At 72.0% G+C, this 24,808-nt stretch carries 21 protein-coding genes and 1 pseudogene; 11 read left to right on the top strand and 11 right to left on the bottom strand.

Annotated features, from left to right (window positions below):
* Positions 1-156: 156 nt before the first annotated feature.
* Genes Voc01_RS34515 through Voc01_RS34505 form a run of 3 tightly spaced genes read left to right on the top strand, consistent with a single transcriptional unit; the run spans position 157 to position 2,309 of the window.
* The gene (locus tag Voc01_RS34515) at positions 157-765 is read left to right on the top strand and encodes an ArsR/SmtB family transcription factor (RefSeq protein ID WP_239160677.1); all 609 of its coding nucleotides are present in this window, start codon (positions 157-159) and stop codon (positions 763-765) included.
* Positions 758-1,471 carry an SRPBCC family protein gene (locus Voc01_RS34510; protein ID WP_203931835.1) on the top strand — a complete coding sequence of 238 codons (714 nt, stop codon included), beginning with the start codon at positions 758-760 and terminating at the stop codon, positions 1,469-1,471. The genes Voc01_RS34515 and Voc01_RS34510 overlap by 8 nt, the downstream gene beginning before the upstream one ends.
* 37 nt (positions 1,472-1,508) lie before the next feature.
* Positions 1,509-2,309: an alpha/beta fold hydrolase gene (locus Voc01_RS34505; protein WP_239160676.1), complete on the top strand. Its 801-nt coding sequence runs from the start codon at positions 1,509-1,511 to the stop codon at positions 2,307-2,309.
* A gap of 266 nt (positions 2,310-2,575) precedes the next feature.
* Here the strand turns inward: Voc01_RS34505 and Voc01_RS34500 are convergent, their stop codons facing one another.
* Positions 2,576-4,147: an MFS transporter gene (locus tag Voc01_RS34500; RefSeq protein WP_239160675.1), complete on the bottom strand. Its 1,572-nt coding sequence runs from the start codon at positions 4,145-4,147 to the stop codon at positions 2,576-2,578.
* Between the two features lie 116 nt (positions 4,148-4,263).
* Between Voc01_RS34500 and Voc01_RS34495 the strand changes: the two genes are divergently transcribed.
* Together Voc01_RS34495 and Voc01_RS34490 are read left to right on the top strand one after the other, a co-directional pair.
* Positions 4,264-4,875: a TetR/AcrR family transcriptional regulator gene (locus Voc01_RS34495; protein WP_203931834.1), complete on the top strand. Its 612-nt coding sequence runs from the start codon at positions 4,264-4,266 to the stop codon at positions 4,873-4,875.
* Positions 4,872-5,393, top strand: coding sequence for a GNAT family N-acetyltransferase (locus tag Voc01_RS34490; RefSeq protein ID WP_203931833.1), 522 nt, complete (start codon positions 4,872-4,874; stop codon positions 5,391-5,393). Before Voc01_RS34495 ends, Voc01_RS34490 begins: the two co-directional genes overlap by 4 nt.
* Here Voc01_RS34490 and Voc01_RS34485 read toward each other — a convergent pair.
* The 3 genes from Voc01_RS34485 to Voc01_RS34475 form a co-directional block, all read right to left on the bottom strand.
* Positions 5,364-6,542, bottom strand: a complete 1,179-nt coding sequence (locus tag Voc01_RS34485; RefSeq protein WP_203931832.1) for an alanine--tRNA ligase-related protein — start codon at positions 6,540-6,542, stop codon at positions 5,364-5,366. The two genes, Voc01_RS34490 and Voc01_RS34485, sit on opposite strands and share 30 nt — an antisense overlap.
* Before the next feature lie 185 nt (positions 6,543-6,727).
* The gene (locus Voc01_RS34480) at positions 6,728-7,342 is read right to left on the bottom strand and encodes a GrpB family protein (RefSeq protein ID WP_203931831.1); all 615 of its coding nucleotides are present in this window, start codon (positions 7,340-7,342) and stop codon (positions 6,728-6,730) included.
* A 9-nt stretch (positions 7,343-7,351) separates the two neighbouring features.
* Entirely contained in the window at positions 7,352-8,260 is a 909-nt protein-coding gene (locus tag Voc01_RS34475) for a TIGR03619 family F420-dependent LLM class oxidoreductase (protein ID WP_203931830.1), read from the bottom strand.
* A gap of 206 nt (positions 8,261-8,466) precedes the next feature.
* Between Voc01_RS34475 and Voc01_RS34470 the strand changes: the two are divergent.
* Positions 8,467-9,330: pseudogene (locus tag Voc01_RS34470) on the top strand (Sco1979 family transcriptional regulator); the annotation flags it as partial.
* Positions 9,331-9,491: 161 nt separating this feature from the next.
* Here the strand turns inward: Voc01_RS34470 and lon are convergent.
* On the bottom strand, positions 9,492-11,846 hold the full coding sequence (gene lon, locus Voc01_RS34465; RefSeq protein ID WP_203931828.1) for an endopeptidase La: 2,355 nt from the start codon (positions 11,844-11,846) through the stop codon (positions 9,492-9,494).
* A gap of 179 nt (positions 11,847-12,025) precedes the next feature.
* Here lon and Voc01_RS34460 point away from each other — a divergent pair, with 179 nt between their 5' ends.
* The 3 genes from Voc01_RS34460 (at position 12,026) to Voc01_RS34450 (ending at position 14,420) form a co-directional block, all read left to right on the top strand.
* Positions 12,026-12,874 carry an alpha/beta hydrolase family protein gene (locus Voc01_RS34460; RefSeq protein ID WP_307781600.1) on the top strand — a complete coding sequence of 283 codons (849 nt, stop codon included), beginning with the start codon at positions 12,026-12,028 and terminating at the stop codon, positions 12,872-12,874.
* Positions 12,875-13,139: 265 nt separating this feature from the next.
* Positions 13,140-13,598, top strand: coding sequence for a hypothetical protein (locus Voc01_RS34455; RefSeq protein WP_203931826.1), 459 nt, complete (start codon positions 13,140-13,142; stop codon positions 13,596-13,598).
* A 69-nt stretch (positions 13,599-13,667) separates the two neighbouring features.
* Positions 13,668-14,420: a DUF1707 domain-containing protein gene (locus Voc01_RS34450; RefSeq protein ID WP_203931825.1), complete on the top strand. Its 753-nt coding sequence runs from the start codon at positions 13,668-13,670 to the stop codon at positions 14,418-14,420.
* 12 nt (positions 14,421-14,432) lie between these two features.
* Here Voc01_RS34450 and Voc01_RS34445 read toward each other — a convergent pair whose 3' ends face one another.
* The 6 genes from Voc01_RS34445 to Voc01_RS34420 all read right to left on the bottom strand — a co-directional run bounded on the left by Voc01_RS34445 (position 14,433) and on the right by Voc01_RS34420 (position 22,636).
* On the bottom strand, positions 14,433-15,359 hold the full coding sequence (locus tag Voc01_RS34445) for a universal stress protein (RefSeq protein WP_203931824.1): 927 nt from the start codon (positions 15,357-15,359) through the stop codon (positions 14,433-14,435).
* A complete protein-coding gene (locus tag Voc01_RS34440) occupies positions 15,356-16,846 on the bottom strand; it encodes an amino acid permease (protein WP_239160673.1) in 1,491 nt (496 codons plus the stop codon). The genes Voc01_RS34445 and Voc01_RS34440 overlap by 4 nt, the downstream gene beginning before the upstream one ends.
* Before the next feature lie 99 nt (positions 16,847-16,945).
* Complete coding sequence (locus Voc01_RS34435) at positions 16,946-19,141, bottom strand: Hsp70 family protein (RefSeq protein WP_203931823.1); 2,196 nt, start codon at positions 19,139-19,141, stop codon at positions 16,946-16,948.
* 16 nt (positions 19,142-19,157) lie between these two features.
* Positions 19,158-20,360: an MFS transporter gene (locus tag Voc01_RS34430; protein WP_203931822.1), complete on the bottom strand. Its 1,203-nt coding sequence runs from the start codon at positions 20,358-20,360 to the stop codon at positions 19,158-19,160.
* On the bottom strand, positions 20,357-21,058 hold the full coding sequence (locus Voc01_RS34425) for a tyrosine-protein phosphatase (RefSeq protein ID WP_203931821.1): 702 nt from the start codon (positions 21,056-21,058) through the stop codon (positions 20,357-20,359). Before Voc01_RS34425 ends, Voc01_RS34430 begins: the two co-directional genes overlap by 4 nt.
* 3 nt (positions 21,059-21,061) lie before the next feature.
* The gene (locus Voc01_RS34420; protein WP_203931820.1) at positions 21,062-22,636 is read right to left on the bottom strand and encodes a serine/threonine protein kinase; all 1,575 of its coding nucleotides are present in this window, start codon (positions 22,634-22,636) and stop codon (positions 21,062-21,064) included.
* A 70-nt stretch (positions 22,637-22,706) separates the two neighbouring features.
* Here Voc01_RS34420 and Voc01_RS34415 point away from each other — a divergent pair, with 70 nt between their 5' ends.
* Complete coding sequence (locus Voc01_RS34415; RefSeq protein ID WP_203931819.1) at positions 22,707-23,945, top strand: GNAT family N-acetyltransferase; 1,239 nt, start codon at positions 22,707-22,709, stop codon at positions 23,943-23,945.
* 587 nt (positions 23,946-24,532) lie between these two features.
* Entirely contained in the window at positions 24,533-24,805 is a 273-nt protein-coding gene (locus tag Voc01_RS34410; RefSeq protein ID WP_203931893.1) for a hypothetical protein, read from the top strand.
* Positions 24,806-24,808: the final 3 nt, after the last annotated feature.

Genomic DNA, 24,808 nt, shown 5'->3' with positions numbered 1-24,808 from the left:
GCCCCGCCCGCCACCACGCCCTCCCCGCCCGCCGCCACGCCGCTCCCGCGCCGATCTTGCACTCACGGCCGCCCATTTGCCCCGCCGAGACCCCATTCGTCCCGGCCACCACTGCAAGATCGGCGCGCGAGCGGCCCACCGACAAAACAAGCTGTCTTGACAATCAGATTTGTCGGTGACACCGTCGACGACATGTTCGACGTTGCCGTCATCGAGGATCCGGTCGCGGCCGGGGTGTCGCTCGATCCGATGCGGAGCCGGCTGCTCGCCGCGCTCGTGGAGCCGCTGTCCGCCACCGCACTCGCCACCGCCGTCGGCCTGCCCCGGCAGAAGGTGAACTACCACCTCCGCGAGCTGGAGAAGCACGGCCTCGTCGAGCTGGTCGAGGAGCGGCGCAAGGGCAACATGACAGAGCGGGTCCTGCGGGCCACGGCCGCCAGCTATGTCATCTCCCCCGCCGTCCTCAAGGAGGTCGCCCCCGACCCCGACAGGGCGCCCGACCGCCTCTCCGCCCGCTGGCTGCTCGCGCTCGCGGCGCGGCTCGTCCGCGACGTCGGTGCGCTCATCACCGGCGCCACGAAGGCCGGCAAGCCGGTCGCCACGTTCGGCATCGACGGGGAGGTGCGGTTCGCATCGCCGCGGGAGCGGGCGGCCTTCGCCGCCGACCTGGCCGAGGCGGTCACGAACCTGGTGAGCCGCTACCACGACGACGACGGGCGGGCCTACCGGCTGGTGGTCGCCGTCCACCCGGTGCCCCATGAGTAGGGACTTCAGCAACGAGACCGACCTGACCGTCGACGCCACGCCCGAGCAGGTCTGGGACGCCATCGCCACCGGACCCGGCATCGACTCCTGGTTCATGGGCCGCTCCGAGGTCGAGCCCGGAAGGACCGTGCGCACGGCGTTCGGCGACTACACGCCGGAGCACCGGGTCACCGCCTGGGAGCCGAACGCGAGGCTCGCCTACGCCAGCGACCCGGCAGAAGACGGCCGCTTCGTCGCGTTCGAGTTCCTCATCGAGGGCCGCGCCAACGGCAGCACCGTCATCCGCACGGTCACGAGCGGCTTCCTCCCCGGCGACGACTGGGAGGCCGAGTACGACGCGATGACGTTCGGCAACGCCATGTTCCACCGCACGCTCGTCGAGTATCTCCACCACTTCGCCGGCCGCACCGCCCGTCCCGTCACGGTTTTCGGCCCGGCCGTCGTCGAGTGGGAGGCCGCCTGGCACTCGCTCTCGGTCGCGTTGCGAAGGAGAGGAGACGGCGTAAGCCTGGCCGGCCGGGGAATACCCTCCGCCGTTGGAACCGTGTACTTCGAGAACCGCGACACCCTCGGTGTGCGCACCCCCCACGCGCTGTACCGGTTCCTGCGCGGCTTCGGCGGCCGGATGATCGCCGCCCACCACGTGTTCGCCGGCGACGACACCGAATCCGACTGGCAGCACTGGCTCGACGGAGCACTCACATGACGACCGCGCTCACGCCCGTCCCAGAAAGGTCTTCGACGTGACCGAGTACCTCACCTCCGCCGACGGAACGCGGATCGCCTTCGAACGCAAAGGTTCCGGCCCTGCCCTGATCCTCGTCGACGGTGCGATGTGCTACCGCGGCAACGGTCCGAACGACGCCCTGGCCGACGCGCTCGCCGACCGGTTCACCGTGTACACCTACGACCGGCGGGGCCGCGGCGAGAGCGGCGACACCGCGCCCTACGCCGTGGAGCGCGAGTACGAGGACCTGGAGGCGCTGGTGAAGGAGGCCGGCGGCGACCCCTACCTCTACGGGATCTCGTCGGGCGGCGCGCTCGCCCTCGACGCGGTGGCAGCGGGTCTCCCGGTACGCAAGCTGGCCCTGTACGAGGTCCCGTACGTCGTAGACCGCAGCCGCAGGCTCATCCCCGACGACTACGAGTCCACAATGGACACCCTGGTGGCACAGGGCAGGCGCGGCGCCGCGGTGTCGCTGTTCATGTCGAAGGGCGTCGGCCTGCCCGGGTTCGTGGTGGCGATGATGCACCTGATGCCCGCGTGGTCGAAGCTGAAGGCGGTCGCGCACACCCTTCCCTACGACACCGGCTTCACCGCCCCGCTGCAGCGCGGTGAGCCGCTGCCCCGCGACCGCTGGGCCGGCGTCACCGTGCCGACCGCGGTGGTCGCCGGCACGAAGAGCCCGCGTTGGATGCGAACCGCGATGCGCGAGCTGGCGGCCGTGATCCCGGGCGCCGAACACCACGACCTCCCGGGCCAGACCCACATCGTCAAGCCGGCCGCGCTGGCGCCGGTGCTGGCCCGCCACTTCAGGAACTGACGAAGCTGACGTGGCGCGGGAGGTTCCGTCTCGATCCGGGTAGCCGGCGGCTCCCCGCCACCGCGGCCTGACCCGCCCCGGCCACCCGCCACTGACCGGCATCGGCGCCGATCTCGCCGGCCACCTCTGATCACCGCTGGCGACAAGCGCCAACCCCGATCGCGACGTCCACGGTGCGTGCGGTTCGGGGAGCGTGCACCCTAGGGGGAGCGTCGACTCCCGGGCGCGCCGTGGCGTTCCCGGGAGTCCACGATCGACCGCGGGGATCAGTGGAGGGCGGCGGGAGCGCCGTCCTGCTGGCCGCGGAGGCGGTCGAGGTCGGTCTTGCGGGCCTTGATCACTGCCACCGCGATGACGAAGGCCACCGTGAAGAGGCCGACGGCCGCCAGGAACGCGCTCGAGATGCCGGACGCCAGGATCTCGTGGCCCCACGGCGGGGGCAGCTGACCGGTCTGGGCGAACTGGGCCTGCTGCTCGGGCGACGCGCCGGCCATGAACGCCGGCACCTGGGTTTCGGCCTCGTTGCGGCTGGCCGTACCGAACACGGTGACCAGGATGGACAGACCGAGTGAGCCACCCACCTGCTGGGTCGCGTTGAGCAGCCCGGACGCCGCACCCGAGTCCTCCTGGGCCACGCCGGACACCGCGGTGAGCGTCAGCGTGACGAAGTTCAGACCCATGCCGAAGCCGAACAGCACCGTCGGACCGAGCACCCCGGTGACGTAGGTGGAACTGGTGTCGATCAGCGACAGCCACACCATGCCAGCGCCCGACAGGAGCGTGCCGACCACCATGAACGGCTTGGGCCCGAACCGCGGCAGCAACCGGCTCGTGAGCCCCGCCGCGATGAAGATGGCCACCGAGACCGGCAGGAACGACAGGCCGGACTGGATCGGCGTGTAGCCGAGCACGTTCTGCACGAACAGCGTGATGAAGAAGAACATGCCGAACATGGCCGCGGCGACGCTGAGCATGATCGCGTAGGAGCCGGCGCGGTTGCGGTCGGCGAACAGGCGCAGTGGCGTGATCGGCTCCTTCGTGCGCGACTCGATGAGCACGAACGCGGCGAGCAGCACCCCGGCGACACCGAACGCGGCGAGCGTCCAGGAGTCACGCCAGCCGTCGTCGGCGGCACGGATGAAGCCGTAGACGAGCGAGGCCATGCCCAGCGTCGACGTGAGCGCGCCGGCGATGTCGGGCCGGCCGGTGTGGCGTTCGGACTCGTCGACGAACATCGGGGCCAGCACCATGATCAGCACGCCGATCGGCACGTTGACGAAGAACACCCAGCGCCAGTCGAGCCACTCGGTGAGCATGCCGCCGGCCAGCAGGCCGATCGCCGACCCACCGACGGAGACCGCGGCGAACACCCCGAACGCCCGGTTGCGCTCCGGACCCTCCTTGAACGTGGTGGTGACCAGCGCGAGCGCGGTCGGCGAGGCGATGGCGCCCCCGATGCCCTGGAGCACGCGCGCGGCGAGCAGCTGCCACGACTCCTGTGCGAACCCGCCGAGCAGCGAGGCCAGGATGAACAGGGCGATGCCGGTCATCAGCACGCGACGCCGGCCGAGCAGGTCGCCCGCGCGGCCGCCGAGCAGCAGCAGACCGCCGAACGTGAGCGTGTAGGCGTTGAGCACCCACGACAGGCTGGTGGTCGAGAAGCCGAGCGCCGTCTGGATGTGCGGCAGCGCGATGTTCACGATCGTCGCGTCGAGGACGACCATGAGCTGGGTGGTGGCGATCACCAGGAGCGCGATGCGTTTGCGCCGCTCCGAGGCCTCGCCCTTGGCACCCGATGACGGCGCTGGTGTTGGCGCCGCGAGTTGTGAGGTAGACACTAGAGAAACTCCCCCGGGTCGCACGGTAGTGAACGGTAGCGTTCACAACGGAGCGACGCTAACCTGGAGTCGATAGTGAACGCAAGCGTCTTTTAAGAGGTGTGACGGAGGAGACGATGACGGCCCCGCCAGCCGACATGTCGAGTAGCGAACCGGGTACCCGCCGTCGCGGGGAAGCTCTGCTACGCGCCATCTTCTCCGCCGCGCTCGACCAGCTCCGCGACGTCGGATGGCGCCGCCTCACCATGGAGGGCGTGGCCGCCTGCGCCCACACCGGCAAGGCCGCGCTCTACCGCCGGTGGGCGTCCAAGGAGGATCTGGTCGTCGCGGCGATCGAGAGCACGCTGCCCGACCCGCCCGGCGTGCCCGACCTCGGCGACATCCGCAAGGAGCTGCTGTTCCTCATCGAGCGAGTCCGCGAGGCGATGTACTCACCGCCCGGCTGCGCGCTCCGCGCGATCATGAACGAGATCGAGCACGACCACGCGAAGGTGTTCCACGAACTGGTGCAGCGCCTGGTGTTCGACCCGAGCCGGTCGGTCACCGCCGAGGTGCTGCGGCGCGGTGTCGCCCGCGGCGAGGTCCGCGCCGACACCGACATCGACCTGCTGGCCGACCTCGGCCCGGCGATGATGATGTACCGCTCCAAGGTGTGCGGCGGCGAGGTCGACGAGGGCTACCCGAAACGACTTGTCGACAACGCATTGATGCCTATGCTTCGCCCATGACCCCGATGACGTTCGAGATCCGCTCCGCCACGCCCGCCGACGGCCGCGCCATCGCGGAGGTCCACAAGGAGACCTGGGCCGACACCTACTCCCGGTGGATCCCCGACGTCATGGACGGCTACGACCTCGACCGCAGCACGGAGAACTGGGCCGGCATCGCCACGCAGGAAGGCAGCCACCTCATGGTGGCCGAGGACGACAACGGCGTGGCCGGCTTCGCCGTCAGCGGCCCGGCCCGCGGGGAGGGCGTCGACGGCGCCGGCGAGGTCTACGCTGTCTACGTCCGGCCGAGCCGGCACGGCAAGGGCATCGGGCAGGCGCTGATGGCCGATGCCCTCGGCTGGCTCGCCGCCGCCGGCTACCCCGAGTGCATCCTGTGGGTCGCCGAGCCCAGTACCCGCACCCGCCGGTTCTACGAGCACGTCGGCTTCGTGCTGGACGAGGGCGTCACGGAACCCTGGCGCAGCATCACGACCGTCCGCTACCGCCTACCCCTCGTTCAGCAGCGAGACCACTAGGTCGCGCGGCAGGCCGTGGGTGTCGTGCAGGTAGTGGAAGTCACCGTCGTCGAGCGGACCGCCGTTGCGGGACCGGTGCCGCGAAACCACCGTGCGGCCGCGCTCCAGCAGCGCCCGGAAGCGCCGCTCCTCCGACACCAGGATCTCGCGCACCACCGGCAGCGAGTCCTGGCCGAAGTGGTCCAGTGTGTGCCGCACCGGCTCGTCGGGCAGGTCGCCGAGCGAGATGCCGGGATCGAGGCGCCACAACGTGGTCAGCGCGCGTCGGACCAGGCGCCGCAGCACGTAGCCGCGACCCGTGTTCGACGGGCGTACGCCGTCGCCGACGACGACAACGCCCGAGCGGAGGTGGTCGAGCACCAGCCGCTCCCCCGCCAGGTCCAGGCCGGGCCACAGGCGGGGCAGTACGAGCGTCCACGGGCGGAACAGGTCGGTCTGGAACACCGAGCGGCGGCCCTGCAGCACGGTCAGCATGCGCTCCAGCCCCATCCCTGTGTCCACATTGGACACAGGTAGCGGCTCCAGCCGCCCGTCGGGGAACCGCCGGTAGCGCATCGACACGTGGTTCCACACCTCGACCCAGCGGGGATCGGTGGTCGGCGTGCCGACCGGCGGGCCGTTGCCGGTCCACACGAAGATCTCGCTGTCGGGGCCGCACGGCCCGACCGGACCGTTGGACCACCAGTTGTCCTCGATGGTCAGCTCGATCGGCACGCCGAGGTCCGACCACACCTCGATCGAGCCGGTGTCGGGCGGCACCTCGTCGTCGCCGCCGAACACGGTGACGTGCAGCCGTCCCGGATCGAGCCCGAACCCGTCGACGAGCAGCTCGTGGCCCCACCGGAGCGAGTCGGAGTGCGGGTAGTCGCCGAGCGACCACGACCCGAGCATCTCGAACACGGTGAGGTGGGTGGGGTCGCCGACCTCGTCGAGGTCGGTGGTGCGCAGGCACCGCTGGTTGTTGACGAGCCGCCGCGCAGAAGGATGCGGCCGCGTCCCTTCGAGGTAGGGCGTCAGCGGATGCATGCCCGCCGACGTGAACAGCACCGGGTCGTCGGGCGACGTGAGCAGCGAGCTACCGGTGATGCGTTCGTGGCCGCGCGAGCGGTAGAACTCGATGAAGGTGTCGATGGTCTGCCTGGTGTCCACAGTGGAGGCCTTTCACGAGGGCTTCGAGAGAGGGAGAGGCCGCCACAGGGCACAAAAAATCCGGCGACCCCTGGGAATCGGTCGCCGGTTGGGAGGGAGCGGTCAGGCGGCCGACGAGCGGATAGCTCGTGCGGCGGCCAGAACGGAAATGCGCTCCATGACGGACAAGCGTAGCCGCCCGGGGCTCACGCCCGCCAGCCCGTTCTGTCGGCCCACGCCTCGGCCGTGACGACGACGAGGTCGACCAGCGGGTCGGTGACCTCCGCGCCGCCGTCGAGCGACGCGAGAGCCTCGGCCAGCTTGAGCGCGAAGCCGCCGTGTGCCGGCACGGTCTCCGGGTGCGCCCGGAACCAGTCGCGGAGCAGCAGTGCCAGCCGCTCGTTCGGCGCGCCGGCCACGCGTACGTGCAGCCGCACCCGCTCGGTGCGCAGCGCGTCGCCGGGTCGGGCGGCGTCGCGGATGGCGATCGTGCCGGCCCAGCACCGTTTCGCCCACCGCCGCGGGTCGTCGCGCCGGCCGGCCGGGATGTGGTCGGTCGCGTCCGGCCGGCGCCGCAGTCCCAGTGCGGCCAGCGGCCCGTCGAACGCCTCCGTGCCGCCGGCCAGGTCGGGCACGCTCGCCTGCACGTCGAACACCGGCGTCGCGGCCAGGTTCGGAACGGCGGTGCCGCCGACGTGCTCCAGCCGCGGCGCGAGTGGACCCAGCGCGGCACGCAGCGCCGCGACCAGTTGCGCGCCGCGGTGCGGCCTGCGCTTGTCGTAGGGTTCCAGCCCGTGGTGGGACCGCGTGAGCACGCTCACCGGAGCAGGCTAACTCCAATTGACCATGACCGCTGTCTCGCGGATCCGTTCCATGAGCCGTATTTCGGTGACGAGGTCGTGCCGTACCCGGCCGACCGTCGACAGCAGCACCTCGTCGATGCCGGCGCCGTCGAGGCCGGCCAGGTCCTCCGCGATCTGTTCCGGCGAGCCGCCGAGGTACGGCCGCTTCTCACCGAGCGGCTCGACGGAGAACGTCGTATTGGCCCGCACCACCACGGTCGCCGACGCCGGCGCGAGGGACCGGTACGCCGCCACGGTCTCGCGGATCTGCTCCGCGGAGAACGCGATCGGGTTGAGCCCGTCGGCGATGCGGGCCGCACGCTCGATTCCGGCCGGGGTCATCGAACCGAGCAGCACGGGGATCCGCTCCTGAACCGGCTTCGGGTTCAGCTCCGACTCGGCGATGCGGTAGAAGCGACCGCTGTACGACACCGGGTCGGGGCCCCAGCAGGCGCGCATGGCGTCGACCACCTCGTCGATTCCGGCGCCCATGCGCTTCATCGGCACGTTGGCGGTCTCGAACTCCTGCGGCATCCATCCCTGCCCGAGACCGGCGACGACCCGGCCGCCACTGAACTGGTCGAGCGCGGCGAAGCGGCGGGCGAGCACCACGGGCGGGTGCAGCAGGGCGTCGATGACGCTCGTGCCCAGCCGCACCCGGGTGGTCTGTGCCGCGACCCAGGAGAGCGTCTCCAGCGGCTCGTAGACCAACGAGTACACCTCGGGGACGGGCTGTGCCGGTCCCCCGTACATCGACACCGGTTCGAGCGGCCGCAACAGCCGCTCGAACGTCCACACCGACGCGTAGCCGAGATCCTCGGCCTCCCGTGCCAGCCGCGCGATGTTCGCCGGCGACGCGAACGAGCCGGCGGTGGGCAGTCCAATTCCCAGGTCCATCGTGGTACCGCTCCCATCATGATCACTTAGGGTGATCATTGCCTCATCTGACCGTCCGGGTGATACCTATCGCTTTCAGTCATGGCATGCTGACCCGCGGACAGTATTGGTTGCGGAGGCAGCAACCAACGAAGGGTAGAGCCGTGGCGGTTGCTCAATCCCCGGAGAGCGGTGCAGGGAACGGTGCGGAAAGCGGCACTGGGAACGGATCTGCGGAAGATCCCACCGTCCTCCGGATGGTGCTTGGTGGGCAGCTTCGGCGTCTCCGCGAACGGCGGGGCATCAGCCGGGAGAAGGCGGGTTGGGAGATCCGCTCGTCCGAATCCAAGATCAGCCGGATGGAGCTCGGTCGCGTCAGCTTCAAGGAACGCGACATCGCCGATCTCCTCGTTCTGTACGGGGTCACCGACCAGCACGAGCGCGCGGCGCTTCTCGCGCTCGCCAAGCAGGCCAACGCCCCGAACTGGTGGAACGGCTACGGCGACGTCCTGCCCACCTGGCTGCAGTCGTACCTGGGCCTGGAGACCGCGGCGAAGGTGATCCGCAGCTACGAGGTGCAGTTCGTTCCCGGTCTCCTGCAGACGCCCGACTACGCCCGCGCCGTCATTCTCCTCGGACACGGAAAGGCGTCCGCCGAGGAGCTCGACCGCCGCGTGGCGCTGCGCGTCGAGCGGCAGAAGGTCCTCGACCGCGAGAGCGGCCCCCGGCTGTGGGCGGTCATCGACGAGGCGGCCCTGCGCCGGCCGATCGGCGGCGCCGACGTGATGCGCGAACAGATCGACGCGCTCATCGCCGCGACCGCGCATCCCCGGGTGCAGGTGCAGCTGCTGCCGTTCGAGGTCGGCGGGCACGCCGCCGCCGGTGGCGCGTACACGATCCTGCGGTTCGCCGACCGGGAGCTGCCCGACGTGGTCTACATCGAGCAGCTCACCGGCGCGCTGTACCTCGACAAGCGCGAAGACGTCGACCACTACGCGGTCACGATGGAGCGGCTGGCCGTCGAGGCCACCCCGCCCGAGGAGACCGCCGCACGGCTGGCCGACCTACGGCAGAGCGCCTACCCGGAATAGTCCGGTGGGCGCTTCGTCCGTTCACGCCGTGTCCCGGCCTGAGCCGAACGGCCTTGCGCCGAACGGCCTTGCGCCGAACCGTCTCGATATAAACGACGCTCTATCCAGTGTGCTTCCGGGCGCGAAACCCGCACTGGATAGAGCGTCGTTTATGTGCGGCCCTACGCGGCGACCAGCTCCGGCGTGCCCGCGGCCGTGTCGGTGCCGGTGTCCGTGCCGGCCTCCACGGGGCGCAGGGCCAGCTTGAGCACGTCGGCGACGTCGGCCAGGGTGTGCACGGTCAACGCGTCGCGCACCTCCTTGGGCAGGTCGTCGAGGTCGGGCTCGTTACGGGCCGGGATGATCACCTCGGTCAGGCCGGCCCGGTGGGCCGCCAGCAGCTTCTGCTTCACGCCGCCGATCGGCAGTACGCGTCCGCTGAGGGTCACCTCGCCGGTCATCCCGAACTCCGGCCGCACCGGGCGTCCCGAGACCAGCGACGCCAGCGCCGTGACCATCGTGATACCCGCGCTCGGGCCGTCCTTCGGCACCGCGCCCGCCGGCACGTGCAGGTGGATCCGGCGTCCCGCCAACTCGTTCGGGTCGAGACCCAGTTCCCGCCCGTGCGAGCGCAGGTAGGACAGCGCGATGTGCGCCGACTCCTTCATCACGTCGCCGAGCTGACCGGTGAGGGTCAGGCCGGGCTCGCCGTCCATCGAGGTGGCCTCGATGAACAGCACCTCGCCGCCGACGCCCGTGACCGCCAGGCCGGTGGCGACACCGGGAACCGCCGTCCGCTCGGCCGACTCCGGCGTGAACCGGGGGCGCCCGAGGTAGTCGGCCAGGCTCACGCGGTCCACCGTGATCTTGTCGGTCGACACCGCGAGCTTCACCGCGGCCTTGCGCAGGATCTTCGCGATCGCCCTCTCCAGCTGCCGCACGCCCGCCTCGCGGGTGTGCTCGGCGGCGACCAGACGCAGCGCCTCGTCGGACACCGACACCTCGTCAGGAGTGAGGCCGGCGCGGTCGAGCTGACGCGGCAGCAGGTGGTCGCGGCCGATGGCGACCTTCTCCTCCTCGGTGTAGCCGTCGAGCGTCACCAGCTCCATGCGGTCGAGCAGCGGACCGGGGATGGTCTCGATCACGTTCGCCGTGGCGAGGAACAGGACGTCGGAGAGGTCGAGGTCGACCTCGAGGTAGTGGTCGCGGAACGTGTGGTTCTGCGCCGGGTCGAGCACCTCGAGCAGGGCGGCCGCCGGGTCACCCGAGAAGCCGACCTGCAGCTTGTCGACCTCGTCGAGCAGCACGACCGGGTTCATCGAACCCGCCTCACGCAGCGCCCGCACGATGCGACCGGGCAGCGCGCCGACGTACGTCCGCCGGTGACCCCGGATCTCCGCCTCGTCGCGCACACCGCCGAGCGACACCCGCACGAACTTCCGGCCGAGCGCCTTCGCGACCGACTCGCCGAGGCTGGTCTTGCCGACCCCGGGAGGGCCGGCGAGCGCCAGCACGGCGCCGGAGCCACGACCGCCGACCACCTGCAGGTTGCGGGCGGCACGCCGGTTACGGACAGCCAGGTACTCGAGGATGCGGTCCTTCACGTCCTCGAGACCGGTGTGGTCGGCGTCGAGCTGCTTCTTCGCTTCCCTGAGGTCGGTGTTGTCCTCGGTGCGGGTCGACCACGGCATCTCGAGAACCGTGTCGAGCCAGGTGCGGATCCAGCCGGCCTCGGGTGAGGCGTCGCTGGACCGCTCCAGCTTGTTGACCTCCCGCATCGCGGCCTCACGCACGTTGTCGGGGAGGTCGGCCTCCTCGACGCGGGCGCGGTAGTCGGCCGAGCCGTCGGGCTCGTCCTCACCGAGCTCCTTGCGGATCGCGGCCAGCTGCTGGCGTAGCAGGAACTCGCGCTGCGACTTCTCCAGCCCCTCGCGGACGTCGGTGTTGATCCGCTCGGTGACCTCCTGCTCCGCGAGGTGCTCGCGCACCCAGTTGGTGAGCAGCTCCAGCCTGGTGGTGACGTCTTCGGCCTTGAGGAGCTCGATCTTCTGCTCCAGCGTGAGCCACGGTGCGTAGCCGGCGCTGTCGGCCAGCTCGGACAGGTCGGTCATCCGCTCGACCGCGTCGATGACCTGCCAGGCGCCGCGCTGCTGGAGCACGGCGGTGATCAAAGCCTTGTACTCGCGGGCCAGCTCCCGCGCCTTGCCGGCGGGCTCGGGCTCCACGATCAGGGTCGCCTCGACCCACAGCGCCGCACCCGGACCGGGCACGCCGGAGCCGATGCGGGCCCGGGCCTCGCCGCGGACCAGCGCCGCCGGCTCGCCGCTGGGCAGCCGCCCGACCTTCTGGATCGTCGCGATCGTGCCGACCGGGCCGTACTCGCCGTCTATCCGCGGCACGGTCAGCAACCTGTTCTTCTCGGCGCCGGCCCGGGCCGCGTCGACCGCGGCCTGCGTCGTGGCGTCGAGGATCACGGGGACGACCATGCCGGGCAGGAGCACATCATCGGTGAGGGGAAGAACCGGCAGAGTAGCCACAGTGCATCTCCCTTGAGCGTTCAACTTTAGTGTTACTGGCTCAAGTTCTGCGCCTTCTGATCTGTTCCCGCTGTGACGGCGGTCACCGTCGGTGACAGGTAATTCTGCCGATGCGGGGCCTCCCGGTGCAGGCGTTGACTGTGCGCAGTTCCGACCCCCACCCCCAGGGAGTGCCGACTGTGAAGAAGTTCCTCTCCACCCGTCTCCTGGCCACCGCGGCGCTGTCTCTGGCGCTCACCGGCGGCGGCCTGGCCGTGGCGGCACCCGCCTCGGCCGACCAGATCGGCCAGGCGCCGACCTCGTCCAACATCACCGGCAACGGCAGCTTCTCCGTCTCCTCCAGCAGCATCTCCAGCCTGGTGAGCGGCTTCGGCGGCGGCGTGGCGTACTACCCCAACACCGCCGGTCAGTACCCCGTGGTCGCGATCTCACCCGGCTTCACCGCCCGCTGGTCGAGCATCAGCTGGCTGGGCCCGCGGCTCGCGTCGTGGGGCTTCGTCGTGGTCGGCATCGAGACCAACAGCACCCTCGACCAGCCGGCGTCCCGGGGCTCGCAGCTGATCGCCGCCCTGAACTGGGCCGTCAGCTCGTCCGCCCCGACGGCGGTCCGCTCGCGGGCCGACGGCTCGCGACGCGGCGTCGCCGGCCACTCGATGGGTGGCGGCGGCTCACTGGAGGCGCTGTCGGCGTCGTCGAACATCCAGGCGGCGGTGCCGATCGCCCCGTGGAACTCGGACAAGACGTGGACCGAGATCTCCGAGGCCGTCATGATCGTCGGCGGCTCGGCCGACACGATCGCGCCGGTGGCGACCCACTCGGTGCCGTTCTACAACAGCGTCCGCGGGCCGAAGGGCTACGTGGAACTGGCGGGCGCCAGCCACTTCTTCCCGCAGACGACCAACGCGACGCTGTCGCGGGCGATCGTCTCCTGGTTCAAGCGCTACCTGAACCAGGACCAGCGCTTCGTCCCCTTCACCTGCGGCTTCGGCGGCCTGGCGGTCTCCGACTTCCGTAGCAACGCCTGCTGACCCACCCACCATCAGCGGCGGTCGCCCACCGGGCGGCCGCCGCTGATGCATACTTTCTGTAGCGGTTCTGAAGACCTGTCATCCGAACGGTCAGGTAGCTGGCCGGTCTCATGACGACAAGTCCGGAATAGTCCCTCCCCCGCGTGGTGCAACCGCGCGGCACCCGTCGCGCACCGTAACCGCAACCCGCCGGCACCCCCGCTGCCACCGACGCCCTGGACTCTTTACTTCACCAGGGAAGGATCGACCAGCTACGGAGAGCATCATGCGCGTTGAACGCACGATGATGGCAACCGACCTCAGCGTCGGCTCGGCCAGCAACCGGAGCCAACCGGCAACCGCGGCCGCGGTGACCGGCAGGAGCACGGGTGCCGCATCGGCCGACATGGCGGGAAGGGCCGCGGTCGGCGAGACCGGCGTTCCGCGCCCCGTCGAGGGCACGGAGCGCACGGAGCGGACACGGGAGACGCAGCAGCCGCAGGCACCGACGATGCCCGGCCTGTCGACCAGCGACCGCCAGGCCATCGCCAGCGCGACCGGCTACTACATCACCGCCGGCGGCAAGGTGACGCCCGAGGGCATGCCGCCGTGGGGCTTCATCGTGAAGTACGTCGAGCAGCGCCAGGAGCAGCGCCAGGCCGGTCCGGCCACCGGCGCCGGGGTCGACCCGGTCGAGCGCGCCGCACCCGTGCTGGAGGGCGAGCACGTCGACGTCACCGTCTGACGCCCGCATTCCCCCGGACGCCACCGACGCGCGCCGGATCGTGTGCATCCACGGGATACGATCCGGCGCGTGGGACGTGACATCGCCGAGCGGCGGCGGACCACCGTGGAGCGGCTCGACGTCGCGCTGGCCGAGGGCCGGCTGACGACCGCCGAGCACCGCGACCGGGTGGCCGCCGCGTACGACGCGCACATCGACCTCCGGCTGGCCGAACTGGTCGCCGACCTGCCGGCACGCGCCGGTGAACCCGCGTGGACCGACGCGCACCGCGTGCGTGCGCTCGACCTCCACCACGCCGCCATGTACCTCGGCGAGGCGCTGACCACCGGCGCGCTGACCCCCGAGGAGTACCGGAAGCGGCTCACCCGGATCGCCGGAACGCTGACCTACGCGACCCTCAAGCGGCAGCTCGACGGCGTACCCGGGCCGCCCGGCCCACCCGACCGCGGGCGGCTGCTGGTCACCGACGCCGACCGCCGGCACGCGGCGGCCCGGATCGACCGGGCGCTCGCCGACGACCGCCTGACCCGCGACGACCACGCCGGGCTGGGTCGCGCGCTGCAACGGGTCCGCCGCTACCGGGATCTCGACCGCGTCCTCGCGGACCTCACACCGTTGGACGAGGCCGCCATCGACGTGGCTCCTCCGGCGCCCTCGGCCGGCCGTTCCGGAACGGCCGCCTCGATGAGCCGTTCCGGAACGGCCGCCTCGATGAGCCGTTCCGGTCCGGACGCCACCCGGAAATTGTCGGGCTGTGCCCTCCTGGTCATGCTGGCCGTCGCCGTCACCCTGGTCCCGATCGGCGCCGGCATCCTGCTGTAGCGGCCCGGTGGCTCACCTCGGCACGACGACCACCGGGCTGCGGGCCCGGCGGACGAGCCGCGACGACACCCCGCCGAGCAGCACCCGCCGCACCGGCCCGTACCCGCGGGAGCCGCAGAACAGCAGGTCGATCTCGGTGGCGTCCAGGTCGGCGAGGACCTCGACGACGTCGCCGGTGCGCAGGTGACCGCTGGCCGCCAGCCCCTCGGGCAGGCGCGCCGTCGCCGCCTGCAGGGCCGACTGGTACGTCTCGCGGGCCGACGCCAGGAACGCCCGCTCGGCGTCCCGGCCGATGCCGAACGGCAGTACCTCCGCCTCGGCCGCGACCACCGTGTACAGCCGCAGGTGCGGACGCCCGGACTCGGCGAAGGCCGCCGCGTCGCCCGTGACCGGCACGGGGTTCGCGATCGCCGCGAACGCGGCGGCGGCACTCAGCGCCGCGATCGCCTCCGGTTCCTCGATGTAGGCGACCCCGACGCGCAGCAGGCTGTTCACCGGCCGGGAACGCATGCCCGCCGGCGCCACCGCGACCGGGCACATGCTGCCCGAGAGCAGACGCTCGGCCGTGCTGCCCGCGAACAGCCGCTCGGCGGGCGCCTCGCGGTGCGACCCCACCACTATCAGCCCGGCGCCGACCTCCTCGGCCAGGTCGTGCAGCCCGTGCGCGGCCGACGACGACGCGACCACCCGGTAGTCGGCGTCCTCACCGGCGACCTCGCGGGCCCGGGCGAGCACCTCGCTGGCCAGCCGGTGCCGGTCGGCGATCCACTCGGCGTCGACCCGGCCCGGGCTGATCGCGGCCGGCGCCGGGTGCACGGTCGCGACGATCAGGTGCGCGCCGACCGTGCGGCAGTACGCCTGCGCGAGCGTCACCGCGTCGGCGCCCGCCGGGCTGGCGTCGAACCCGACGACGACCGGCCGTACCGTCGCGGCGGTCACGGCGCCGGGTCTTCGTCGGTCCGCCGCGGCGCGTCCGCCTTCCGGAGCGCGTCGGGCCCGGCCTGCGCGACGCCGGCGCGGCGCACCCGCGAGTTGCGGTAGCCGTAGAGGACGTAGATCAGGATGCCGAGCGCCAGCCAGACCACGAACCGGATCCAGGTACCCAGCGGCAGGTCGGCCATCAGGTAGATCGCGAACGCGATGCCGAGCACCGGCAGCAGCGGCGACCACGGCACCCGGTACGGGCGGGGCATGTCGGGACGCGTGCGGCGCAGCACGATCACGCCGATGTTCACCAGCACGAACGCGAACAGCGTGCCGATGTTGACCAGTTGCACGATCTCGTTCAGGGGCACCAGCGCGGCCAGCACCGCGATCAGGCTGCCCAGGATGATCGTGAGCAGCGCGGGCGTCCCGAAGCGGGGATGCACCCTGGCCAGCTTCTCCGGCATCAGGCCGTCGCGGCACATCGCGAAGAAGATGCGCGTCTGCCCGTACATGATCACGAGGATGACGCTGGTGATCGCGACCAGCGCGCCGAACGCCAGCACCCACGCCGCCCAGCTGATCCCGGCACCGTCGTTGAGCGCGGTCGCGAGCGGCGCCTCGCTCTCCTTCAACTGGTCGGGCGAGGCGATGCCGATCGCGCCGACCGCGGTGAGCACGTAGAAGATCGTGCAGATGATCAACGAGCCGATGATCGCGAGCGGCAGGTCGCGCTGCGGCTTGATCGCCTCCTCGCTGCCGGTGGAGACCGCGTCGAACCCGATGTACGCGAAGAAGATGATCGCCGCGGCGGTGGTGACGCTGCCGGTGCCCTCGGAGAAGAACGGCGTGAAGTTCTTCGTGCTGAACGACGTCATCGCGATCACGATGAAGAACAGCAGCGCGAGCAGCTTGATGCCGACCATCACCAGGTTGGCCCGGGCGCTCTCCCGCACACCGCGCACGAGCAGCACCGTGATCGCCAGCACGACCAGCACCGCGGGCAGGTTGAAGACCCCGCCCTCCTCCGGCGGCTGCGAGATCGCATCGGGCAGCTGGACGCCGAACGCCGCGTCGAGGAACACGTTGAAGTTGCCGCCCCAGCCGACCGCGACCGCCGCCACCGAGACGCCGTACTCGAGGATCAGGTCCCAGCCGATGATCCACGCGACGATCTCACCGAGTGTGGCGTACGCGTAGGTGTACGCGCTGCCGGAGACCGGGATCGACGACGCCAGCTCGGCGTACGACAGCGCCGAGAACACACAGGCGACCGCCGCCAGCACGAACGACAGGATCACCGCCGGCCCGGCGATTCCCGCCCCTTCGCCGATGACCACGAAGATGCCGGTCCCGATGATGGCGCCGACGCCCATCGCCGTGAGGTGCAGGGCGCCGACCGAGCGTTTCAACTCGTGACCGGACTCGCGCGTCTCGGTGAGAAGCGACGACACGTCCCGGATCGCGAACAGCCCGGGCTTTTTGACGTTCGGAGTGGTCACGAGGCATCACCTGCCGTTCACGTCACGTCACGTTCATCGAGACTAAGAGATCTATCGATGACGCGCCACCGGACGCGGAATCAGCGGCTCATGGGTGGTTCAGCCCGTGAACGAGAACGCCCACTCGTAGGGACCGTAGTCGGTGGTCTCGATCCCGTACTGCTTGCTGCCCTGGTACGAGTCGACGCCGGGCTGCATCTTGATCTTGATCCAGCCACCGTCCTCCAGGGAGATCCAGCCCGCGTGGACAGCGGCCGTGCACACCGACGAGTCCGACGTGAACGGCTCGGACCCCCACACGGTGCCGGGCGTTCCGCTGGCCGGACACTCGAACGCGATGGCATCGCCGATCCTGTCGTTGTACGCCTCGGCGGTGGTGCTCCAGTCGGTGCCTTCGTCGTAGTAGTCGGCGGTCGGCCGGGTCGCCGCCTTGCCGCGGTCGCCGCCGCTGTCGCCGCTGTCGGTGGTGTCGCCGCCGGTGTCGCCGCCGCTGTCGGTGGTGTCGCCGGAGCCCTGCGACGTGTTGTTGGCCGGGTCGTCCTTGTTGAGCTGGGTGATCGCGAAACCGCCCAGGCCCAGGAGGAGCACGGCCACCACCGCGACCGCCACGAGGATGCCGGTCCGGTTCGAGCGGCCGGCCCGGTTCGGCTGGCCCGGCTGGTTCGGCTGGTTCGGCGCCGGCCGGGGCTCGCCGTAGGGAGTGCCGGTGCTCGGCACCGCGGCACGGCCGGGAACCGACGCCGCGGCGCCGTAAGTGTGACCGGGCGGCCCGGACACCGAGCCGGGCGGGGCCGACACGGACCCCGGCGGGCCGGACACGGAACCGGGCGGAGCCGACACGGGACCGGGCGGGGCGGAGACCGGGCCGGCCAGGCCGGACGGCGGAGCCGACACCGGGCCGGATCCCGCGAAGTGCGGCGGATACGGGCCGGCGGGGACGCTGGACACCGGCACGGAGCCGGCACCGGTACCGGACACGGGCGCGACGGGATCCGGGTACCCGCCCGCATAGCCTCCCGAGGTGGGCGCGGCCGGGTAGCCACCGGACACCGGCGCCGCGGGTCCGCCACCGGGCACGGCGGCAGCACCGGAGATCGGACCGGCACCGGAGCGAGGGCCCGCACCGGAGACAGGGCCCGCACCGGAGACAGGGCCCGCACCGGAGACAGGGCCCGCACCGGAGACAGGTCCGGCGCCGGAGACAGCCGCGGCCGACGCCGAGGCGCCGAGGCTGCCCTGGGCGACCACCAGTTCCGGCTGCTCCACCACCGTCGGCGCGACGCCGAAGGCCTGGTGGAGCAGCGTCGCCACCAGGGGGATCCGGCTGCCGCCACCCACCAGGAAGATGCCGCTCACCCCACCCGCCGGCAGGCCGGCCGCCGCGATGGCGGCCCTCGTCGCGTTGACCGTGGCGTCGAGGATCGGGCGGGCGAGCTGCTCGAACTGGTCGCGTCCCAGGGGCGCGTCCTCGTCGGCGAGGGGGATGTGGATCATGGTGGACGAGGCGCGCGACAGCATCTCCTTCGCCGACCGCACGTCCTCCCACAGCAGGCGGTTGGCCCGCCGCTCGGCGGTCGACGTCGGGCGCAGCAGGCGGCCCCACAGCTGGGGGTCGCGCGTGGAGTACACGGCGCCCAGGTACGCGACGATCGCCGCATCGATGTCCAGGCCGCCGCTCTGGGGCAGGCCCTCGGTCGACAGCACGTCGAAGCCGCCGTCGGCGGTGCGGCGCACCACCGTCGCGTCGAACGTGCCGGCGCCCAGGTCGTAGACCACGAATGTGGCGCCGACAGGAGCCCCGGACATCCCCACGAACACGCTCGCGGCGGCGACCGGCTCCGGGACCAGCGACACCGGCGCCAGGCCGGCCCGCTCGGCGGCCGCCACGAGGACGCCGCGTCGGGTCTGCGCCCAGGCCGCCGGGTAGGTGATCGTCGCGCCGCCGACAGCGCCGCCGACAGCTCCACCCGCGACCCGCCGCGCCTCCACCACCACCCGGCCGAGCACCGAGGCGATCAGGTCGACCGTCGAGACCTCGGACTCGCCGAGCAGCACGGCCGGCTCGTCGATGCGCCGCTTCGGGTTCGGCTCGTACCGCTCCGGGCTCACCCGGGCGGCGTGCGCCGCGTCGCGCCCGACCAGCAGGCCCGAGGACGCGTCGGCGTAGACGGCCGAGGGCAGCGCCGGCGAACCGTCGAAGAGCAACGGACGCACCTGGCCGTCCGGCCACGCCAGCATCGCGACCGTGTTCGAGGTGCCGAAGTCGATCCCGAGCCGGTAACCAGGTGCGTTCACAGCGCCAGGATACGGATCACACGTGCGCGTCCGATCGTCCGAGTCGGTAGGTAGACGCCTGTGACCGGCCAAAAAGCAAGGGTTCAATGGACAAGATCATCAGCGCGACGACCGTGATGAGACCGCCCGCGAACGCCACGCTCCGCACGCCAGCGGTCGCCACGAGCGCCCCGCCGATGAACGACCCGGCCGCGATCCCGACGTTGAACCCGCTCGACAGCACCGCACCGGCGAGGTCGGTACGTCCCGGAGCGACCTGCATCATCCGGTTCGCCACCGCGGGTGCGAACGCGCTCAGCCCCGCCCCGCCCAGCCCGGCGAACACGACCGCCGCCCACCGCGTCCCACCGAACACCGCCAGCCCCAGCAGCGCCGCCGCGATGATCACCGCGGCGAGCACCGGCGTCAGCCGCGGCCTCCGGTCCACCAGGGCACTCACCAGGAACACACCGAGGAGCCCGGCCGAGCCCGACGCGAACAGCAGCGGCCCGAGCGCCGGCTCAGGCCACCCGCTCACGTCAAGGAGATAGGCCGTGATATACGTGAAAGTCGTGAAATACCCGGTGGTGGCAACCGCGGTCGCGGCGATCACCAGCCAGAACCGCCGGCGGTCGGGTGACGCGCCGTGCGACGCGTCGGAGGCCAGTCCCGAGTCGGCGGGCAGCAGCGCGATCACCACGAGGCACGTCACCGCCGCGAGCACGGTCATCGCCACGAACGCGCCCCGCCAGGACGTCTGCTGGCCCAGCCACGTACCGGCCGGCACGCCCAGCACCGGCCCGAGCGTGCCGCCGGCGCTCAGCACCGACAACGCGCGCCCGCGCACCTCGCGCCGGAACATCGCCGCCGCGGTCACGTTCACCACCGACCAGAACAGCCCCTGGCACAGCGCCGTGACCAGCCGCGCACCGAAGAGTGTCTCGTAGTTCGGCGCCACCGCCGACACCACCGACGCCGCGCTGAACAGCGCGAGCAGGCCACCGAGCAGCGCCCGCCGGGGCACGTTGCGGCTGACGTGGGTCAGCGGCACCGAGGCGATCACCACCACCGCCGCGAACCCGGTGACCAGGAACCCGATCGACGTCAACGACCGGTCGAGGTCGTCGGCCATCAGGGTCAGCAGCCCGATCGGCAGGTTCTCGGTGGTGACGAACGCGAACGACCCGAGCGTGAGCGCCAGCAGCGCGGCAACCGCCCGCCCCCGGGACGGCCCGGTCACGCGTCGAGCAGGAGCTTGCGCAGCCGCGCCAGGTCGTCGGCGGTGAGCCCGTTGGCCTCGGCCCAGCCGTCCCACCCGCCCCAACGCTCCCGGACCGCCGCGATGGTCAGCTCCATCGCGCGTTCCCGCTCGACCCACGTCTCCTCGACGAACTTCTCCGGCGGGTGGCCGCGGCCGACGAACAGGTCCTTCCAGCGGGCGTTCATCGCCGGGAACGCCTCCTGGGTGGCGTCGAAGTCGGCGACGATGTCGTCGTCGGGCACGCCGAGCAGGCCCAGCACGATCGCGGCGACCACGCCCGTGCGGTCGCAGCCGGCCTCGCAGTGCACCACGGCGGGCAGCGCGCCCGGCTCGAGCAGCGCCCGCAGCAGCCCGACGACCTCCGGTCCGCGCTTGACCAGGACGTCGAGGTAGAACGTCGCCGCGTTGCTCATGCCGCGGGTGATGTCGGTGATCGGCACCGGCAGGTACCGCACCGGCTGGTGCTCCAACGGGCCGCGCCCGTTGCGGACGACCTCACGCTCGCCGCGCAGGTCGACGACCGTGGCCAGGCCCAGGTCGTCGATCAGCCGGGACGTGTCGGCGGCCGACAGGTACGCGACCGACTCGCTGCGGTACAGCAGGCCGGGCCGGACCGTCGCACCGTCGGCCGTCACCCTCCCGCCGAGGTCACGGAAGTTCAACAGGTTCTCGAACACGGGTCAGAACAGCCCCTGGATCCAGGTGAAGACGTCGACGACCCACGGAGTCTGCCGCAGATACGCGATGCCCGCGATGGCGAGGAACACACCCGCGGCGGCGTGCGCACCCCGCGCCGTGTGCCGCACCCGGCCCATCCGCTGCACCAGCACCAGCCGGCCGATCAGCCGCGACAGCCCGAACACACCACCGGCCACCACCAGCACCACGATGAACGCGATCAGCTGGCTCAGCAGGTCACCGCCGCTCGACGCCGCCCAGATGCCCCAGCACACGAACGCGAACGCACCGCCGACGCCGGAGTACTCCCAGCCGAGCTTGAGCGTGCGCGGATCCTCGCTCGTCTGCTGCCACGGCGGGGGCGGCGGCTCCGACGGGTGCGTCGGGTCGATCGGCATCACCCCGGTATCGGCCCGCGCCGGTCGCGGCGGCGGCACCGACGCGCGTCCCCGGACGGGCTGCCCGTTGGGAGACTCGCCGCGCCTCAGGTCGACCGGCGGTGGGTCCGTGCGTCCCATCGGACCTTCCACACGCGTGGCCGACACCGCCGCTGTGGCATTGACCCGCGCGGACGCCGCGGTCGTTGCGCGCCGCGGCGAGGTGCGCGCTTCGCCGGGCTCGTTCCAGTCGCAACCCGTGTCCTGGACCCCGTAAGCGCGCACCAGCTCGGCGAGCTTCTCGGTCCAGGCGAGGAGGTCGCGGGTGTCGGGGCGCTCACCGGGCTGGTCGGCCACCGGGGCGTGCAGGTGGTCGCGCAGGCGCGTGGTCTTCTCCAGCATCGGGTGACGCCGCAGCGTCGACCACGGCGGCGCCGACGACTCCCCGTACGGGCCCGCCGCCGACTCCACCCGCGGATACGCGCCGGTGACCAGGAAGTACGCCACCGCGCCGAAACCGTGCACGTCGTAGGCCGGGCTCACCGCGCGGGCACCGCCGAACGCCTCCGGCCCACCCGCCTCCGGCGTGTACGAGACCTGCGTGATCTCCGCCTCGCGCCAGTAGCGGGCACCCGTGAAGTCGATGACCCGGACCTCGCCGCTGTTCTGCAGCACCATCACGTTCGACGGCTTGATGTCCATGTGCAGCACCGGGGTGGCGCCGCCGAGCTGCGGGAAGTGCAGCTCGCGGAGCACACCGGCCAGCGTGCGCAGCACCGAGAGCGCGTTGACCCGCGGACCGGACCACTGCCCCCGGCTGGCGACGTACTCGCGCAGGTTCAGCCCGTGGAGGTACTCGTACACCTGGTACGGCACGGCGTCGCCGCGCGGCGCCTCACCCGGGCGGTGCGGCGGCGGGCCGTAGAACCCGTCGGACCGCCGGCAGATGCCCGTGACGCCCCGGTTGTTGAGGTCCATGAGGACGGCGTCGCCCTTGTCCCACGACCTGAGCTCGTCGGCCAGCGGCCGGCGCGGGTCGACCCGGAAGACCTTGACCGTCATCGGCGCGCTGCTGACGCCGCCCGTGACCCGCACGGCCCGGTACACCTCGGCCTGACCACCGGACCCGATGTGGGCGACCAGCCGGTAGCGCTGGTGCGTTTCCGGCAGAGGGCTGGCCGGCCCGCACACAAGGTCCATCTCCCCAGCCTATCCACACGGCGAAACCGGGTCGCGGTAGATACAGATGGCGCGATAGACAGGCAGGGTGATGACGCCGCGCGATGATCTCCAGCTCAGGACCGCCACCGCCAGCGAATACGAGGCCGTCTCCCACCTGCTCGCCCGCGCCTTCGGCGAGCCCTACGAACCCGACGAGGGCGGCCCGGGCGCGGGCATCTTCGAACCCGACCGCAGCCTGGTGTTCGCCGACGGTGACCGGATCGTCGCCAACGCCGGCGCCTTCACCCGCGAGCTCACGGTGCCCGGGGCCGTCATCCCCGCCGCACACGTCACCATGGTCGGTGTCCTGCCGACGTACCGGCGGCGCGGGCTGCTCAGCCGGATGATGCACCGCCAGCTCCGCGACGTCCGCGAGGGCGGGGTCGAGCCGATCGCCCTGCTGTGGGCCAGCGAGGGGACGATCTACCAGCGCTTCGGCTACGGCCACGCGGCGCAGCGCCTCGCGTTCGTCGCCGACCGGCGCGACATCACCCTGCTCCCCCGGTTCGCGACCGCGGGCGGCCGCCTGCGCGAGGCGTCGCTCGAGGACGCCCGGAAGGACCTGGCCGCGCTGTACGAGCGGGTCCGCGTCACCCGCGTGGGCTGGTCCGACCGCACCGAGGCGTGGTGGGACTACGTCCTGAACGACAAGCCGGCCCACCGGGGCGGCGCCACCGCGCGGCACGCGCTGCTGTACGAGGGCGCCGACGGCCTCGAGGGCTACGCGATCTGGCGGTCCAAGGAGGAGTGGGACCACGGCCCGCAGGGCGAGGTGGCCGTCCGGGAGGTGGTGGCGGCCACGCCGGCGGCGTACACCGAGCTGTGGCGGTTCCTGTTCTCGGTCGACCTGACCCGCAAGGTCAACTTCTGGTGCGCGGCGATGGACGAGCCGCTGCTGCACATGGTCACCGAGCCGCGCCGGCTACGGGCGCAGGTGGCCGACGGCCTGTGGGTCCGGATCGCCGACCTGCCGGCCGCCCTCACCGCCCGCGCCTACTCCACGCCGCTGTCCGTGGTGTTCGAGGTCGACGACAAGCTGCTGCCGGAGAACGCCGGCACATGGCGCCTCGACGCGGCCGCCGACGGCTCGGCCACCTGCGTACCCACCGACGACGCGGCCGACCTCGTGTGCGACGTGTCCGACCTGGGCGCGGCCTACCTGGGCGGCACGGCGCTGGTCGCGCTGGCCGCCGCCGGCCGGGTACGCGAGCTGACCCCGGGCGCCCTCGACCGGGCGAGCGTGGCGTTCCTGAGCCCGCGGGCACCGTCGGCCACTGAGGTGTTCTAGTCGAGATCGTCGTTTGAGGAACGAAAGTGCAGTGGGACTTCACGTTCGTTCCTCGGACGGCGATCTTCGGCCGCGCTCGAACCCGCGACACCGGACGGCTCCCCTTCGACACGGGCGCTCGGTAGGGTGCCGGAATGGGTGGGGAGCGACGCCGGCGCCGGCTGAGGCGCACGGGCCGGACGCCGTACGACGCCGCTCCCCCACCGGAGCCGGCCACCGAGGGCACCCCCGCCGAGGACCCCGTTGCCGAAGCACCCGCTGCCGAGGACCCCGTTGCCGAGGAATCCGCTGCTGGGGGATCCGCTGCCGGGGAACCCGCCGTCGCGGACGGCGCGAGGCCCGCGGCGGGCTCCCCCGACGCGCCTGACACGCCTGACCTGCCCGCCGTCGCCGAACCCGACCCGGCCGGTGCCGCCGCCCCCGGTGGGGCCGGCGCTGGCGGGACCGAGCGCGGTGGGGCGGCTCCGCGGCCCCGGCCGGCGCCCGCCGGACGCCCGCGTCCGCCACGACCCGGACCACCGCCGCAGCACCGCCCCAGCCCGGCCGACCTCGCCGACCTGACCGGGGCGTTCGCCCTCACCGCCGGCGTGCAGGACCCCGAGCCCGCAGCCGCGCCGAGCGCGTCACCGGCGCCGGGCGCCGACCATCACCACCACGACCACCGCTTCGACGACCCGGCCGGCGAACGCGGCCTGCGCGGCCTCGTCGGCGGCGGGTCGTCCCAGGTCAGCGTGACGGCCGCGATGCGGGCCAGGGACGCGTCGCGCCCCACCGACGACGACCTGGCCACGGCCGAGGCCGAGCTGGCGATCGTGCGCCGGGGCTGGGTGCCGAGGGACGAGCTCCCCCGCACCCACTGAGTG

Source organism: Virgisporangium ochraceum (genome assembly GCF_016863655.1).
Lineage (GTDB): Bacteria > Actinomycetota > Actinomycetes > Mycobacteriales > Micromonosporaceae > Virgisporangium > Virgisporangium ochraceum.
The sequence above is the reverse complement of the archived record's forward strand: the minus strand, read 5'-3'. Positions and strand labels throughout refer to the sequence as shown.

Coding starts and splice junctions, on each gene's coding strand:
- Voc01_RS34510 (WP_203931835.1), top strand. CDS start 758: ATGAGTAGGGACTTCAGCAACGAGACCGACCTGACCGTCGACGCCACG.
- Voc01_RS34495 (WP_203931834.1), top strand. CDS start 4,264: ATGACGGCCCCGCCAGCCGACATGTCGAGTAGCGAACCGGGTACCCGC.
- Voc01_RS34490 (WP_203931833.1), top strand. CDS start 4,872: ATGACCCCGATGACGTTCGAGATCCGCTCCGCCACGCCCGCCGACGGC.
- Voc01_RS34475 (WP_203931830.1), bottom strand. CDS start 8,260: ATGGACCTGGGAATTGGACTGCCCACCGCCGGCTCGTTCGCGTCGCCG.
- Voc01_RS34455 (WP_203931826.1), top strand. CDS start 13,140: ATGCGCGTTGAACGCACGATGATGGCAACCGACCTCAGCGTCGGCTCG.
- Voc01_RS34420 (WP_203931820.1), bottom strand. CDS start 22,636: ATGGACCTTGTGTGCGGGCCGGCCAGCCCTCTGCCGGAAACGCACCAG.
- Voc01_RS34415 (WP_203931819.1), top strand. CDS start 22,707: ATGACGCCGCGCGATGATCTCCAGCTCAGGACCGCCACCGCCAGCGAA.